General features: G+C 36.6%; 11 protein-coding genes. 8 read left to right on the top strand and 3 right to left on the bottom strand.

Translation table 11 applies throughout. The annotated features are described in order from the left end of the window. The first annotated feature begins 176 nt into the window (after positions 1-176). Positions 177-2,948, top strand: a complete 2,772-nt coding sequence (dinG, locus tag AN161_RS06430) for an ATP-dependent DNA helicase DinG (RefSeq protein WP_053593539.1) — start codon at positions 177-179, stop codon at positions 2,946-2,948. A gap of 359 nt (positions 2,949-3,307) precedes the next feature. Here the strand turns inward: dinG and AN161_RS06420 are convergent, their stop codons facing one another. Then, positions 3,308-3,979, bottom strand: a complete 672-nt coding sequence (locus AN161_RS06420; protein ID WP_241774515.1) for a TetR/AcrR family transcriptional regulator — start codon at positions 3,977-3,979, stop codon at positions 3,308-3,310. A 249-nt stretch (positions 3,980-4,228) separates the two neighbouring features. Between AN161_RS06420 and AN161_RS28625 the strand changes: the two genes are divergently transcribed. The 3 genes from AN161_RS28625 (at position 4,229) to AN161_RS06410 (ending at position 8,006) form a co-directional block, all read left to right on the top strand. Next, positions 4,229-4,438 carry a hypothetical protein gene (locus AN161_RS28625; RefSeq protein WP_143114645.1) on the top strand — a complete coding sequence of 70 codons (210 nt, stop codon included), beginning with the start codon at positions 4,229-4,231 and terminating at the stop codon, positions 4,436-4,438. A 219-nt stretch (positions 4,439-4,657) separates the two neighbouring features. Further along, a complete protein-coding gene (locus AN161_RS06415; protein ID WP_053593537.1) occupies positions 4,658-6,688 on the top strand; it encodes a CocE/NonD family hydrolase in 2,031 nt (676 codons plus the stop codon). A 22-nt stretch (positions 6,689-6,710) separates the two neighbouring features. Continuing rightward, positions 6,711-8,006, top strand: coding sequence for an MFS transporter (locus AN161_RS06410; RefSeq protein WP_053593536.1), 1,296 nt, complete (start codon positions 6,711-6,713; stop codon positions 8,004-8,006). A gap of 262 nt (positions 8,007-8,268) precedes the next feature. Here AN161_RS06410 and AN161_RS06405 read toward each other — a convergent pair whose 3' ends face one another. Continuing rightward, a complete protein-coding gene (locus AN161_RS06405; protein WP_143114643.1) occupies positions 8,269-8,778 on the bottom strand; it encodes a hypothetical protein in 510 nt (169 codons plus the stop codon). Positions 8,779-9,134: 356 nt separating this feature from the next. On the opposite strand from AN161_RS06405, the gene AN161_RS06400 reads away from it, so the two are divergent. Beyond that, on the top strand, positions 9,135-9,713 hold the full coding sequence (locus AN161_RS06400; RefSeq protein ID WP_053593534.1) for a hypothetical protein: 579 nt from the start codon (positions 9,135-9,137) through the stop codon (positions 9,711-9,713). Between the two features lie 121 nt (positions 9,714-9,834). Continuing rightward, complete coding sequence (locus tag AN161_RS29500) at positions 9,835-10,005, top strand: hypothetical protein (protein WP_158002987.1); 171 nt, start codon at positions 9,835-9,837, stop codon at positions 10,003-10,005. A 710-nt stretch (positions 10,006-10,715) separates the two neighbouring features. Here AN161_RS29500 and AN161_RS06395 read toward each other — a convergent pair. After that, positions 10,716-12,026 carry a hypothetical protein gene (locus tag AN161_RS06395; RefSeq protein ID WP_053593533.1) on the bottom strand — a complete coding sequence of 437 codons (1,311 nt, stop codon included), beginning with the start codon at positions 12,024-12,026 and terminating at the stop codon, positions 10,716-10,718. 177 nt (positions 12,027-12,203) lie between these two features. Here AN161_RS06395 and AN161_RS06390 point away from each other — a divergent pair, with 177 nt between their 5' ends. Together AN161_RS06390 and AN161_RS06385 are read left to right on the top strand one after the other, a co-directional pair. Further along, positions 12,204-13,421, top strand: a complete 1,218-nt coding sequence (locus AN161_RS06390) for an MFS transporter (RefSeq protein WP_241774514.1) — start codon at positions 12,204-12,206, stop codon at positions 13,419-13,421. Positions 13,422-13,449: 28 nt separating this feature from the next. Next, entirely contained in the window at positions 13,450-14,916 is a 1,467-nt protein-coding gene (locus tag AN161_RS06385; protein ID WP_053593531.1) for a M20 family metallopeptidase, read from the top strand. Positions 14,917-14,919 lie beyond the last annotated feature (3 nt).

Here is a 14,919-nt window from a genome sequence, read left to right as displayed (position 1 = left end):
ATGGTGACGGGCCATGTTTTTACAAATATTATATATTAATTTGAAAATTGTTACTATAAATCCTGATAATCGTTCAGAAGTCTTTTTTATGACCAATCAACAGTGGTGATGGGATGCCGCTGAGCCAAATATATGATAAAATTCATCTATCTAATGTGAACTGTGAGTTGAGATGTATGATGGAAAGTCAAAAGTATGCAATTGTAGATTTAGAGACGACTGGTCATTCACCGGCAAATGGGGACCGAATGATTCAAATAGCAATTGTTATTATGAAAGATTGGAAAATTGAAAAAACGTATACGAAGTTTATTTATCCAGGTAAGGCCATTCCAACTTTCATTCAGGATTTAACGCATATTACCAATGAGGATGTAAAGGATGCCTTGCCGTTTGAGGCACATGCCGACTACATATATGAACTGCTTGCTGATTGTGTATTTGTCGCGCATAATGCGGATTTTGACTTATCCTTTTTACAAGCAGAATTCAAGCGTGCAGGCTTACCGAAATGGCAGGGTAAAAAGATGGATACGGTTGAGCTTGCAAAAATATTGTTCCCGATGTCACTCGGCTTTAAGCTAGGTGATTTAGCGGCAGATTTAAATATAGAGCTAACAAATGCACACCGAGCAGACGACGATGCGCGTGCAACGGCTGAGCTCTTTAAACGTTGCTGGAAGGAGCTACTCGGTCTCCCACAGCTAACTCTTGAACAAATGCATAAGCGTTCATTCAGATTAAAATCAAATTTATCCCAGCTTTTCTTCGAGGCTCTTCAAATTAAACGACAGCATATAACTGCCAATGAGAATGTCTCCTACTACCGTAATTTGGCCATTTGTGATGGAAGAAAAAAGCATTCAAATAATGCAGAGATTGTATCGTACCCACGATCAGCAGTTGATAAAACATCATTAATGACAAAGGCGATGCCGAATTTTGAGCAACGACCTGCACAATTCGAGATGATGGATACTATTTGGCATGCGCTAAATGACAAAAGAGAGTGCGTTATTGAGGCCTCAACAGGTATTGGTAAAACAGCGGGCTATCTACTTCCTGCGATTTTGTATGCTCGAGCAGTCGATAAAAAAATTGCGATTAGCACATATACATCACACTTGCAGGAGCAGCTTGTTGAAGAAGAACTACCAAAGATTGAAAAAATCCTTGGCACTAAAGTAAATATTGCTGTTCTGAAGGGCATGCAGCATTATATTGACGTTGCACGATTCGAGCAATGTATGGCTTATGCTGATGAATCCTATGATGATACCTTTACGATTTTGCAGATTCTCGTCTGGCTTACGAAAACAGAAACTGGTGTGTTAAGTGAGCTCAATGTTTCTGGTGGTGGACAGCTATTTTTAGAGAAAATCCGCAAAATGCCTGATGAGAAATCTTCAAAGGGCTTTGATTTCTATGAGCAAGCGTTAAAAAATAGTGAATTTGCCGATTGTATTGTAACCAACCATTCCATGGTACTCAGTGATTTAGTCCGTCAAACACCTATCTTTACACAAATCGACGGATGGATCATTGATGAAGCACATCAATTTGTACAATCCGCAATGCAGCAGGACGAAATAGTCTTCTCCTATACGCAGTGGAAGTACATTTTCGGTCAAATTGGAACAATGGAGGAAACTGCCTTATTCCAACAATTTAGTCAGGCAGCTAAGAAAAAACAACGTGTTTCTATGCAAAGCTTGCAGCGACTAGATGCACAATTTATACGCCTACAACGAACATTTGATGAAACAATTCAGCGAGCAGTGCAAAAAATGCAGCAGCAAATAAAAGGTAAACAAGTTAGTAGCAAATACACCTTATTTTTGGAGGATATATCGCTAGCAAAAGAACCGCTTTTACAAGTGAGCAAACTCACACAACAATGGCTTGATCTTGCTGCAGAAGTAGGCCAGGCCTTCGAAAATAATATTGAGCAATTAAATAAAAACGAGCTCTATATATTATCAGAGTGGCATTATTGGATCCGTGAAATGAAGGTCAAAATCGCTGAGTGGGAGGAAATTTTCCTATCGTCACATGATGATAATTCAGTATGGCTAGAATTTGATTTACGTAGTGTTCCAGGAAGCTTGCATGTCTTTAAAAAGCCTGTTAATGTCACGCCTATTATCGAAGAAGTACTTGCGCCACTTCGTAAGCAGGCAAGTATTGTGTGGACGTCAGGGACATTAACTGTGCCAGGCAATGAGCGTTTTGTGACGCGTCAGCTTGGTATTTCTGATAGTGTGCAAGTGATAAAGCTACAAGCGCCACCATCCTATTATGCAGGAGCGAAGGCATTTATTGTCACAGATATGCCTGATATTCAACATGTGTCACAGGATGAATATATCGAAGCAGTTGCGCACGCCATTACACGCACGGTACGGATGACTGAAGGACGTTGTTTTGTCCTATTTACCGCACAGGACATGCTTCGAAAAACAGTGGAGCTTATTCAAGATAGTGAACTCCTTGATGACTATATGCTCTTTGCACAAGGCGTCACAGGTGGTAGCCGTATGCGAATCTTGAAATCATTCCAAAAGTTTAGTCACTCCGTTCTTTTTGGTACTAACAGCTTCTGGGAAGGTGTAGACGTTCCAGGTGATGCACTTGCATCGGTTATTGTTGTACGCCTGCCGTTCTCCTCACCAGAAGAGCCTGTATTTAAGGCACGAGCAAAACATATTACCGCACAAGGTCGCAATTCCTTCAATGAGTTATCACTACCAGAAGCCATCATGCGTTTTAAACAAGGCTTTGGTCGTTTAATCCGTTCATCACAGGACAAAGGAGCCTTTATCGTTTTGGACCGCCGCATTTCAACAAAGTCGTACGGTAAGGAGTTTATCAACGCTCTACCACCGATTGATGTAAAGAAATTGCAGCTACCTGAGTTGATAAAGGAACTTAATAATTGGCAGAAATAAATGGAATCCCTTTTAGCAGTTTTGCTAAAGGGGGTTTTTGTGTAGGGTTTAAATTTAGCCTATAAGTATGGCTTGGGCAGAGAGAATAGGGAGTGGAATGCCAAGTCGGTTTGATAAAAGTCATCTCCTCAGAGAAAGAGGGCAAATGGCGAAGCAAAATATAAGTTACCCCGAGCAATACAACAACCAATTAATACTAAATAAGAAAAGCCCACGTAGACCTAAGGTGACTACGTGGGCAAACTATAATAATATAATTCATTTTTATAAAAATAACTTTTCTTCTCTAGGACAGAAAATCTTTTGGATTAAACAAATAGAAATATTTAACTTCCGTTGAAAGAATGTCAATTTTTTAGTTATTTGTTTTGGAAACAAAATAAGTTAGCGTTAAGGACTATTTCAGATATATAGTTCATCACAATTCTAGTTGCTTTTTCCGCATCATAACTTTTTCGGTTATTTAAAATATTGGTAAACATCCCTTGCCAAATTAAAATGGTTAATTCATTGATTGAATCAACATTTTCTTCACTTAAGTATCCTTCTTTCAAGGCAATTTCTAACATGGAACGGCCCCGTTTTGTCATATTATGTTCAAATAGGATGGATGTTAAATTTTCCGGAATGTTAATTAAATCATTCGGATAGATTTGATAATAATGTTGTAGTAATTTTTCAGGGGTTTCACCTAAGTCCATAATAAAAACGGCATGAAATATTTGTGGTTTTTGAAAGGAATGTTGGCAAAAGCATTCCCAAGCCAATAAATACTTTTCAATTGGATCTTTACCTTTTTGAATGTAAATAGCGACTTCATTTGTGTAGCTTTTCATAAATTTCATGGAAGCAAAAAAGATTAGATGAGAGATTTCTGAAAAGTAGTTATAGATCGTCGCGCTATTATAGCCTGCTTTATCTGCAACTTTCCTGATTGTCACATTTTCCAGCCCTTCTTCTTCAATAATCTCCGCTGTTGCGTCCACAAAGTATTTCCACATTCGGCTTAATTGTATTTCTTTCTTTTTCACAGTACTCTCTCCTATTAAAATTCAGCGATTTAAAGTTTTATAAAGATTTGGGTTCATTTTATAGAGGCTCATATTTTTGGCTCATCACCGAAAGTTGTGGATGACATTTGTTAAAACGTATGCCCTGTATATAAGTTGATTGAAGTGAAGACTGGGCGACTCTTTGGGGATCAGCGTCACAGATGAGACCTGGAGCGAGCAAATAGGGGAACGAAGGCTAAAAGCATCACGTCCTGTGATAACGCCTTCGTGACCAGCATCCTTTTGGCCCAAGCGGCTCGTCGGACGCCCCCAGGAAGCTTTGCTCCGACAGCAACAACAAATGTTTTGCGAAAGCAAAGCGGCAGCTACAATTGTTTTATCTGTGCGAAAGCGAAGCGTCAGCAACAAAGCGCCCAGTCGGAACGAAAATCAACTACACGTTTTGGTGATGATCAATATTTTTTCCAATATTGCTAAATTTAATCTTGATTATATCATAACTATGACCATCTCAAAGTTAAATAGGTCTTGTAATATTCAGAATATTCTAAGTTGCGCTTTAAATTACCGAGTGATATACTAGACGCAGTTATTTTATAATCATGATTATAAAATAACTGCGAATATTTATAATTATGATGGCGATTATTATAGTTTTTTTACCCATTCAATTCCTGAAAAAGGAGGATTTCGATAATGAACAAAAAAATTATTACACAATTTCCGTATACATACCAAACCATTGAAAATACGTGGATTGTGTTAAAAGATGGAACAAGACTTGCAAGTCGTATTTGGCTACCTGAAGTTGAGAAAGGTCAGAAAGTGCCAGCAATCTTAGAGTATATACCTTATCGAAAAACAGATGGAACAAGAACTAGGGACGAACCGATGCACGGTTACTTTGCAGGACAAGGTTATGCGGTAGTCCGAGTAGATATGAGGGGCTCTGGGGAGTCGGATGGTTTATTAAAAGATGAATATCTAAAGCAAGAACAAGATGATGCCCTTGAAGTAATTGAATGGATTGCAAACCAAAATTGGTGTGATGAGAATATTGGAATGATGGGCAAATCATGGGGAGGATTTAATTCTCTTCAAGTAGCAGCAAGAAGGCCCCAAGCGTTAAAAGCAATTATTACAGTAGGCTTTACAGATGATCGTTATAACAATGATATTCACTATAAAGGTGGTTGTCTCTTAAACGATAATTTCTGGTGGGGCGCTATTATGTTAGCGTATCAACTTCGACCTCTTGATCCTCATATTGTCGGGGAAAGCTGGCGTGAGAAATGGTTGGAACGATTAGAAAATATGCCATTATGGATGGCACAATGGATAAAACATCAGTCAAGGGATGAGTATTGGAAACATGGATCAGTTTGTGAAAATTACGATGAAATTGAAGTTCCTGTTCTCGCGATTGACGGTTGGGAAGATGCGTATTCAAATACAGTATTAAGTTTGATGAAAGGGCTTACTGTTCCTAGAAAAGGGATTATTGGACCTTGGGCGCATGTTTATCCACATGACGGTGTTCCTGGTCCAGCAATGGGCTTTTTACAAGAGGCAGTGAAATGGTGGGACCGCTGGCTAAAAGGAATTGACAATGATGTTATGGATGGACCAATGGTAAATGTGTGGGTAGAAGAAAGTATGCCGCCTTCTGTAAGTAAAACGATAAGCAAGGGACATTGGGTTGGACTTGAATCATGGCCATCAAAGGAAGTTAAGACAAAGAGATATCAACTGACTTATGGTAAATTATTGGAAGGTGTTAATGGTAAAGAAGAGCAAGTACTGTTGAAAACGCCATTAAACCATGGTCTTTTATCAGGAGAATGGATGGGGGCTGGGGTAATTGGAGAAAGTCCTGCAGACCAACGTTTAGATGATGGTATGGCAAGGGTATTTGAAAGTGAAGTTTTAGAAACCCCATTAGAAATCGTTGGTTATCCAAGATTTGAAGTAGAATTAATGAGCGACAAATCAAAGGCGATGCTTTTTGCTCAACTATCAGATGTTGCACCGGATGGGGCTGTTACCCGAGTGTCCTATGGCGTGATGAATTTAACACACTTAAATGGCCATGATCGTGTAGATTTATTAACACCTGGTGAAAAAGTAAAAGCGTTTGTTGATCTAGATTGTTGTGGGCACCAGTTTAACGAAGGGCATCGTATACGTTTAACGCTTGCCACAACGTTTTGGCCAATGTTTTGGCCGATGCCTGAAGATGCAACACTTACATTGAATTTAGAAACTGCTACGTTCTCATTGCCAATCTTTAATGGCAATCAAATTACTGGACCAAATATGAATCCAGAAAGTGCTCCATTAACACCGATCACTATTCTTCAAGAAGGAAGAGTCGATCGTTCTATTTCGTATGATATTTTAAGTGATACTTGGACATGTATAACAGACGGTGTTGGTGGGGTATTTGGTGAAGGAATCTATCGCTTTGATGAGATTGACGTGACAGTTGAACACAATTTGAAGCGAGAGTTGACATTAAGCAATTCTGATCCACTTTCTGCCAAGTATACGATTTATCAAAAAATGAAAATAGGCCGTGACGGTTGGTGGATTGACGCTAATATTACGATTACTAAAACATCGGATCAAGAAAACTTCAGAATTGTCGGAGATATGGATATTAAAGAAAACGACAGATACGCCTTTCAGAAGAAATGGGATCAAAAAATTGAACGTTTTGGATTGTAAATAACATGAGAGGAGAAAATAGATGGAAGCTAAATTAAAGGAAAATACAGCAACGTTAGTTATATTGGCTGTTTCAGGAGCCTTAATTTACGCATTGCCCTATTTTAGAAACTATTATTATGATGTTTTTCTAGAAGCATTTCAATTAACCAACACACAAATGGGGACACTAGGAAGTGCGTATGGAATTTGTTGTTTGATTTCTTATATATTTGGTGGATATTGTGCAGATCGTTGGAAAACGAAATATTTATTAACAATTTCCTTGGTTGCTACGGGAGTATTAGGTTTCACTTTATTATTGTATCCTCCTTATCCAGTGTTACTACTGATTCATGCGGCTTGGGGAATTACGTCTATTATGACGTTCTGGGGAGCATTGGTAAAAGCTGTACGCTCGCTAGGTTCTGAAAATGAACAAGGAAAAGCTTTTGGATTTTTTGAAGGGGGACGAGGCATAACCAACATCGTTCAATCTGCAGTGATTTTAGGGATATTTGCTTTTTTTGCAAAACGAATGAGTGATAAAATGGCTTTATCGGCCGTTATTGTTGTCTATTCTGTGATTTGTCTTCTTTTAGGAATAATGATTATGTTACTCTACAAGGATTCAAGTCAAGATAACGAAAATCCTCAAGCCAATGAAAATACTAAAAAGTTTGATTGGATGGTGCTTTGGAAAATTCTTAAAATGCCAACGACCTGGTTAGCAACCATTCTTATTTTTACATCCTATGCAATAATCATTAGTTACTATTATATTACTCCTTATGCAACAGCTGCATTTGGTGCTTCTACGTTAATCGCTGCCGCTTTGGGCTATTTTTCTCAATACTGCCGTCCAATTGGAAGTTTTAGTGCAGGGATGATTGGGGATCGAATAGGTGTTTCAAATATGGTCTTAATAGGATATGTTATATTAACAATCGGTTTAGTTGGACTCATTGTTTTACCTGGAAAAGCTACTTTAATCTTAATGTTGTTAGTTTTCATTGCGGTTATTTATACGTCAATGTATGCTCTGCAAGCATTGCACTTCGCAATATTAGTGGAAGGAGACTATCCTGTAGAAACAACAGGAACAATTTCTATGCCATTAATGATTATTGGATATAGTGGAGAAATTTTTATGCCAATTATTGCAGGAGCTTGTTTAGATTACTGGGGTGGAACGACAGGGTATAAAGTATTCTTTACCATTCTATTGGCCTTAGCGATTATTGGTTTGATTACTGTTGTAATTTGGCAACGAGTAACTCAAGAAAAACGAAAAGAAATTGCAATGCAAAGAGCATTTGCCAAGGTACAAGAAACATAAAAGGTTAATAGAACAGCGATAAACAGGTCGCTGTTCTATTTTTTTTGAGGGATAGAGAGCGGGAAATTTAGCCCCAAAAGTAGTGCTTGGGCAAAGAAAGCTGGAAGTTGAGTGAAAAGTATGAGTACCTGAGCGAATAGTGCAGCAAGAGGAGCAAAAACAAAATCTTCAAGAACAACAAAGGCTATAAACCTGAATGAAAATTGACCTCACATAGAAAGCCTTCGACGACACGGACGCGACTGCGAGGGCTAGTTGCTATTTAATTACACCCAATCTTTTTACGATTCACCTTGATGAAAGTTAATCTAATAAATTTCTTTGGTCTGCCGCGAAGTTTTTCATGCTTCTTATTAATAAATTCAGCGACGCCTTTACTTTCTAGCTCGTTTAATATGCGATTAGAGCTTCTGATGGTGATATCTAAATGTAAGGCAATATCAGCAGAGGATAATTCATTGGTATTTGTTTTTTCAATGACAGATAAAATCTTTTGGATTAAAAGGAGGGAAATATTTAATTTTTCACTTAAGCGTTGTAGCTCAGGAGTCTCCTCTGTCATTTGTAAAACAACTTTTTCTTCTGTATTTGGGCTTATTAGTTGACCACTTTCTGTCATAATAAATGATGGTTTTTCCTGTTGTTGTGCCTCATGATTGGCGATATGTACTTTTTTCCGAGCTTCATCAATGTTTTGACCAATCCCCCACCCGATATTAAAGGCAGTAATGACAAGGGACAACTCCTTGTCATTACTGCCTTTTTGATTCAATAACCAATTATTGTGTATACAAGATTCTATACATTGTTGTCGTGACAGCTTTTTTCGGCTGAATCACCGACTACAACGTGTATAAATATTGCATAATTTATAGGGAAACTGATGCCTGAATTTATTGAAAAGTCAGAAGGTAATAAATGATAATAAAAGGATAGTAGTTACAATCACTATCCTTTTATGTAAATGAATGTTATTATGTACATGATATACATAAAAATGTAATATTTTTATAAAAAGTAAAAATTATACATTTTTATATATTCAAAAAGTGATGAGGAGGGATAATAATATTTCTAGTGAAATGAAAGTATTAATATTTTAAATATATTAGGGGGTATTTTATTGTTATGAAGAATATTATCAAGAGGTTTTTTGTTATTGCTTCCATTTTATTATTTGTGAATTTCTCAATTACTACTGGTGTTTCGGCTCAAAGTGTCAATTCAACAAATGAATTGCAAATAAATAATTTAACAGCTGAAAAAATAGAAGCTTTAGGATTTAGTGTTTATTTTACTAATGATGGTTTAATGAATATTGATAAAGAACGAGCTCTTGTATATTATGATTTTAGTCAACAAGAGTTAGATAGTATTGAATCACAATTAAAAAATATCTCTAAAGATAGAGTAGCTGAATTAAAAGAAATTACTATGAGTATTCAAAATAATGATGAGCCTGTGGTATATGCAATTCCAGTAATAGTATGGGTTGGAGCTGGAATTATTGGTGTATTAACTGGAGCTGCAATCTATTTCACAGGTAAATATATGAACTGGCAAGAAAAGAAGTATTTAGTTGATACATGTTATAAGCATGGTGGACGACCTATTCTGGATAGTGGGGATACTGCTGGTCTTAATGGAGAACCTAAAAAAGCTTGGTGGAAGATTGGGAATACGTATAGCTTTGAATGCGCTAAATAACAAAAAAAGGCCTTTTAGGTCTTTTTTGTTATTTATATAGTAAATATTTTGTAGTTAATTTATTTAAAATTATCATATCTTATAATATTGTCTAAATAAAATGTGAATGGGAGATGAAATTATGGAGTTGCTTTTAGTTTTACTATCACTAATTGTAATTGTTAGTTTAGTTATGGGTATTTCTTCGACTAAAAAATATTATAAATTTCAAGAAGAAAAATTTAATTTAGAAAAAGAAAAATTTAATTTAGAAAAAGAAAAATTTAATTTAGAGAAAAAGAGCTTAGAATAAAAAATACGAAAATACAATTATTGTCGAATATACCAAAATGAAGCGTTAGCGAAATGGAATTGTCAAAACCTATAGAAGAATTGAATAAAAATAATTAAATTCCTCCACCAAATCATATTTAGATTTAGCAATAATAATAGGATGTACCAGATACAACTAAAAAGAAAATCACAACAAAAAAGAGTAAAATTGCTACTCTTTTTTGTTGAAACAAACACAAGAGCATAAGGGAAAAGTGCCCCAAAAATGTTTGTGGGGTAAGGCAGAGCCTAACTTTTGACTTTGCACGATCTCGTTCTGATTTTGGGAAATTGTCCGCAATTGCTAATGAGTAGGCGTCAAGACAAGAACTGTCATTGACGCTTTTTTTTGAGGGATAGAGAGTTGGGAATTTAGCCCCAAAAGTAGTGCTTGGGCAAAGAAAGCTGGGAGTGGAGTGAAAATGAGTACTTGAGCGAATAGAGTGTTGAGCGGAGCAATAAGTAGGGCAAGCCGAGCAAAAAGCGAGACAACCCACGCGGATAGTGCTTCAAGCGGAGCGGAAAACTGGGCAACCTGAGCGAATAGTGTAGCAAGAGGAGCAAAAACAAAACCTTCAAGAACAACAAAGGCTATAAAGCTGAATAAAAATTGACCTCACAAAGAAAGCCCACGACGACACGGACGCGACTGCGAGGGCTAGTTGCTATTTAATTACACACAATCTCTTTTTACGATTCCCCTTGATGAAAGTTAATCTTATAAAATTTCTTTGGTCTGCCGCGAAGTTTTTCATGCTTCTTATAAATTAATTCAGCGACGCCTTTACTTTCTAGCTCGTTCAGTATGCGATTAGAGCTTCTGATGGTGATATCTAAATGTAAGGCAATATCAGCAGAGGATAATTCATTTGTATTTGTTTTTTCAATGACAGATAAAATCTTTTGGATTAAAAGGAGGGAAATATTTAATTTTTCACTTAAGCGTTGTAGCTCAGGAGTTTCCTCTGTCATTTGTAAAACAACTTTTTCTTCTGTATTTGGGCTTATTAGTTGACCACTTTCTGTCATAATAAATGATGGTTTTTCCTGTTGTTGTGCCTCGTGATTGGCGATATGTGCTTTTTTCCGAGCTTCATCAATGTTTTGACCAACTCCCCACCCGATATTAATGGCAAACGGTAAGTTTTCCGATAAAACCTCTACTAATGCATCTTGTGAAAAGTTATTAGTCATCGTTTGTAAATCCTTTTGAGAGGTGAAAATTTCAAAATGAACACTTTGTTTTTGTATAATCATCGTTAAATGATTCTTTTTACTATATTCCAATAGCGTAGTATGCAACAAGCTTTGATTAAATTCTGCATTTGTATTTTCAATCTTAGAAGGAATCAAGGCATCACCTGTTATTTCACCAATCGCCATAATACTTTCTGATAATTGTTTATGTCGGACCTCTAAAATAACTTTTTCAAATACTTCTAAAATCGTTTCTGGAGATGCTGTGATAAGCTCTACGTTCACATCTTGCTCAGAAAGTTTGTCTAATATATTACTAAAAGCCGTAATAGATAGATCTACCTTTCCAGATCTATTTAATTCGATATGTCTTTCTAATAATTCCTCATAAAATTTATCCGTAATATCTAAATGGATAATATGTGCCTCTTCATTTTTTAAATATAATTCCTCTAATTTAATTAAATCTGTATATCCACTAAAGTCAAATGTCACTTTAGAAAAGTCCAAGTTAGGATATTTTCTACTGATATGAAATAGCTTTTTATAAAAATCTCGCTCATTTGCCATGTAGTAGTAGGTAGGTATTTGATAAATAACATTTGAACTTTGCAATACTAAATGGGCTAGACCGTTCATAACAACTGCATCAAAAAATAAATAGTTTTCTAAATATAATGGTTTAATTTCAGAAAGCTTTTTATATGTAAAAAAGGTTAATTCGCAGCGTTCTTTTAATTGTTCTTTGATTGGTAAAACATCTTGTAGAGAATTATGCGCTACAATCACACCGATTCGAATCAAAATGAATTCTCCTCCTAGATTTTTCTATTAGCTCTAGTATATTTGACATTTGCATCTTATAGCAATATTGAAGCCTATTTTTTGAATATTGTTGATTTTTTTCATAAGTATCCTCTATAATCATTTAAGACAGTCTTTAATATGTCCGAAAATAGAAAAACACAAGGGGGACTCTTATTGGAAAGGTCTAACACAAGTAAGCAGAAGTACATAATTCTTGGGATTTTATTTTTAGCGTGGATTGTGAATTATTTGGATAAGCTATCTATGAATGTAGCAATCATTCCTATTGCGGAGGAGTTTAGTTTAAATGAGACGCAAGCAGGGTTAATTATCAGTGTCTTTTTCATGAGTTATGCAGTGATGCAGTTAGTTGGGGGATATTTATCAGATAAATATGGGGCAAGACGTATGATTCTTATTTCGGTTTTATTGTGGTCTATTTTTACGATTTTGACTGGCTTTGCATGGTCATTTGTATCACTTATTGTGATTCGTTTACTCTTTGGGATTGGCGAAGGAAGTTTTCCTGCAGCTAGCACATTAGCAATTGCGGACAATTTTCCAAAATCAGAACGAGGTCGTGCAAAGTCAACGCTTACAGCTGCTACTACTATTGGTAGTATGATTTCGACTATTGTAGCTGCAGCTTTAATAATTTCTATTGGCTGGCGAAATTTATTCTTTATTTTTGGTGTTTTAGGATTCCTATTAACGATTGTCCTTTATTTTTTATTAAAGCCAAACACTCAATACAGAGAAGAGGCAAATTCTATTAAAGTGAAAGTGCCACTAAAAAAATTATTAAAAATGCCAATGCTCTGGCAGTTAATGTTGATGTACTTTGGCGTCAGTATTGTCAATTGGGGACTTACATCGTGGATGCCGACTTTTATGGTAAAGGAAAAAAATTTAGATATGGTTTCGATGGGAGCACTAGCAATAATTCCTGCGTTAGCAGCATTAATTGCTGTAGTGCTTACAGGCTGGCTAATTGATAAATTTGCTGTTGGTAAAGAGAAATATTTAATTATGTTTGGTGCTTTTATTGCAGGCATTAGTTTATTTTTCATGACGAACGCTTCTTCAATTACGATGATTGTAACATTTCAAGCTTTAACATTGGCGGGCTGCTTGTTTGCTACAACAACGATATTAACTTTACCACTTAAATATTTCTCACATGATGTTATTGGAACGGCAACAGGGTTTATATATTTTGGTGGTCAGATAGCTGGTGCAATATCTCCATCTATAATGGGGTACATCATCTCGCTATTTAATGGATCTTATTCAGCAGCATTCTTGTTCTTAATGGTTATGGTTATAATTCCTATTCTAACAGCGACAACTTTAAGAACTAAAACATCAATAACTACAAATCCAACAGCTTAATAAAAATAGAAAATGGAGTGAACGATTTATGTCTAATTCTTATATAAATGAAATATCCAAAATTATTGAAGATAAGCGAGATAAATATGTAGATATCAGCGATAAAATTTGGAACTTTGCCGAAATTCGTTTTGAGGAATTTCAATCTGCTGAATTATTATGCACGGCATTGGAAAGTGAAGGTTTTCAAGTTGAGAAGGGAGTGGCTGACCTAGAAACGGCTTTTATCGGTAGCTATGGAAGTGGGAAACCTGTTATTGCTTTTTTAGGAGAATATGATGCACTTTCTGGCTTAAGTCAAAAAGGAGGGGCAGCAATGAAAGCTGCTACTCAAGAAGGGGGAAATGGTCACGGCTGTGGACATAATCTTCTCGGTACAGGATCCTTTGCAGCAGCAGTAGCTTTACGTGATTACATGGAAAAACATAATATTCCTGGTACAATCAGATTTTATGGCTGTCCAGCAGAAGAAGGGGGCTCTGGCAAAACATTAATGGTCCGTGCAGGTCTTTTTGATGATGTAGATTTTGCTTTATGCTGGCATCCTGCTGACCATAATTTAATGATGTGTACGAGCTCCTTAGCCAATGTTCAAGCTTCCTTTAAGTTTACTGGACGTTCTGCCCATGCAGCTCAGGCACCGCATTTAGGTCGCAGTGCACTAGATGCCGTTGAACTTATGAACGTGGGAGTTAACTATCTTCGTGAGCATATAATTCCAGAAGCACGTGTGCACTATGCAGTGACCAATACAGGTGGATTATCGCCGAATATTGTTCAAGCAGATGCAAGTGTTCTTTATTTAGTACGTGCACCAAAAACGAACCAAGTCAATGAAATTTATGAGCGTGTCTGTAAGATTGCTGAGGGTGCCGCATTAATGACAGGTACAAATGTTGAAATTATTTTTGACAAAGCATGCTCTAATCTAGTTCCAAACCATACAATGCAGCAAATAATGTTTGAACAGTTTACACAACTTGGTACACCACAATTCAGTGAACAAGATTATGAATTTGCTACGGAAATTAGAAAGACTCTTTCTGAGCAGGAAAAGAATGGAGGAGGTCTGGCCGCTATTCCAGTATTTAGAGAGCTACTTGCAAAGGAAAAGGATACAGCATTATCAACAACGTTATTCCCTTACAATAAAGCATTTACAACTATCACGATGCCAGGCTCAACAGATGTGGGGGATGTAAGCTGGGTTGTCCCAACTGCACAATGTACAACGACATGTCATGCACAAGGGACACAACTGCATTCTTGGCAGGCCGTTGCTACAGGTACGACATCTATCGCTCATAAAGGGATGCTTCATGCTGGGAAAGTTATGGCTGCCACTGCAGCTGCGATGCTAGCGCAACCGGAATTAATTGAACAAGCAAAGCAAGAGCTAAAAGAACGTTTAGGAAATGAGATTTATCAAAATCCAATTCCTCAAGATGTTAATCCTTCACACATCCGCAAATACTCATCTGATATAATCGAATAATTG

Source organism: Lysinibacillus sp. FJAT-14222 (assembly GCF_001278875.1).
Lineage (GTDB): Bacteria > Bacillota > Bacilli > Bacillales_A > Planococcaceae > Lysinibacillus > Lysinibacillus agricola.
Note: the sequence above shows the minus strand (reverse complement) of the source record. Positions and strands in the feature narration are given on the sequence as shown.

Coding starts and splice junctions, on each gene's coding strand:
- dinG (WP_053593539.1), top strand. CDS start 177: ATGATGGAAAGTCAAAAGTATGCAATTGTAGATTTAGAGACGACTGGT.
- AN161_RS06415 (WP_053593537.1), top strand. CDS start 4,658: ATGAACAAAAAAATTATTACACAATTTCCGTATACATACCAAACCATT.
- AN161_RS06410 (WP_053593536.1), top strand. CDS start 6,711: ATGGAAGCTAAATTAAAGGAAAATACAGCAACGTTAGTTATATTGGCT.
- AN161_RS06400 (WP_053593534.1), top strand. CDS start 9,135: ATGAAGAATATTATCAAGAGGTTTTTTGTTATTGCTTCCATTTTATTA.
- AN161_RS29500 (WP_158002987.1), top strand. CDS start 9,835: ATGGAGTTGCTTTTAGTTTTACTATCACTAATTGTAATTGTTAGTTTA.
- AN161_RS06385 (WP_053593531.1), top strand. CDS start 13,450: ATGTCTAATTCTTATATAAATGAAATATCCAAAATTATTGAAGATAAG.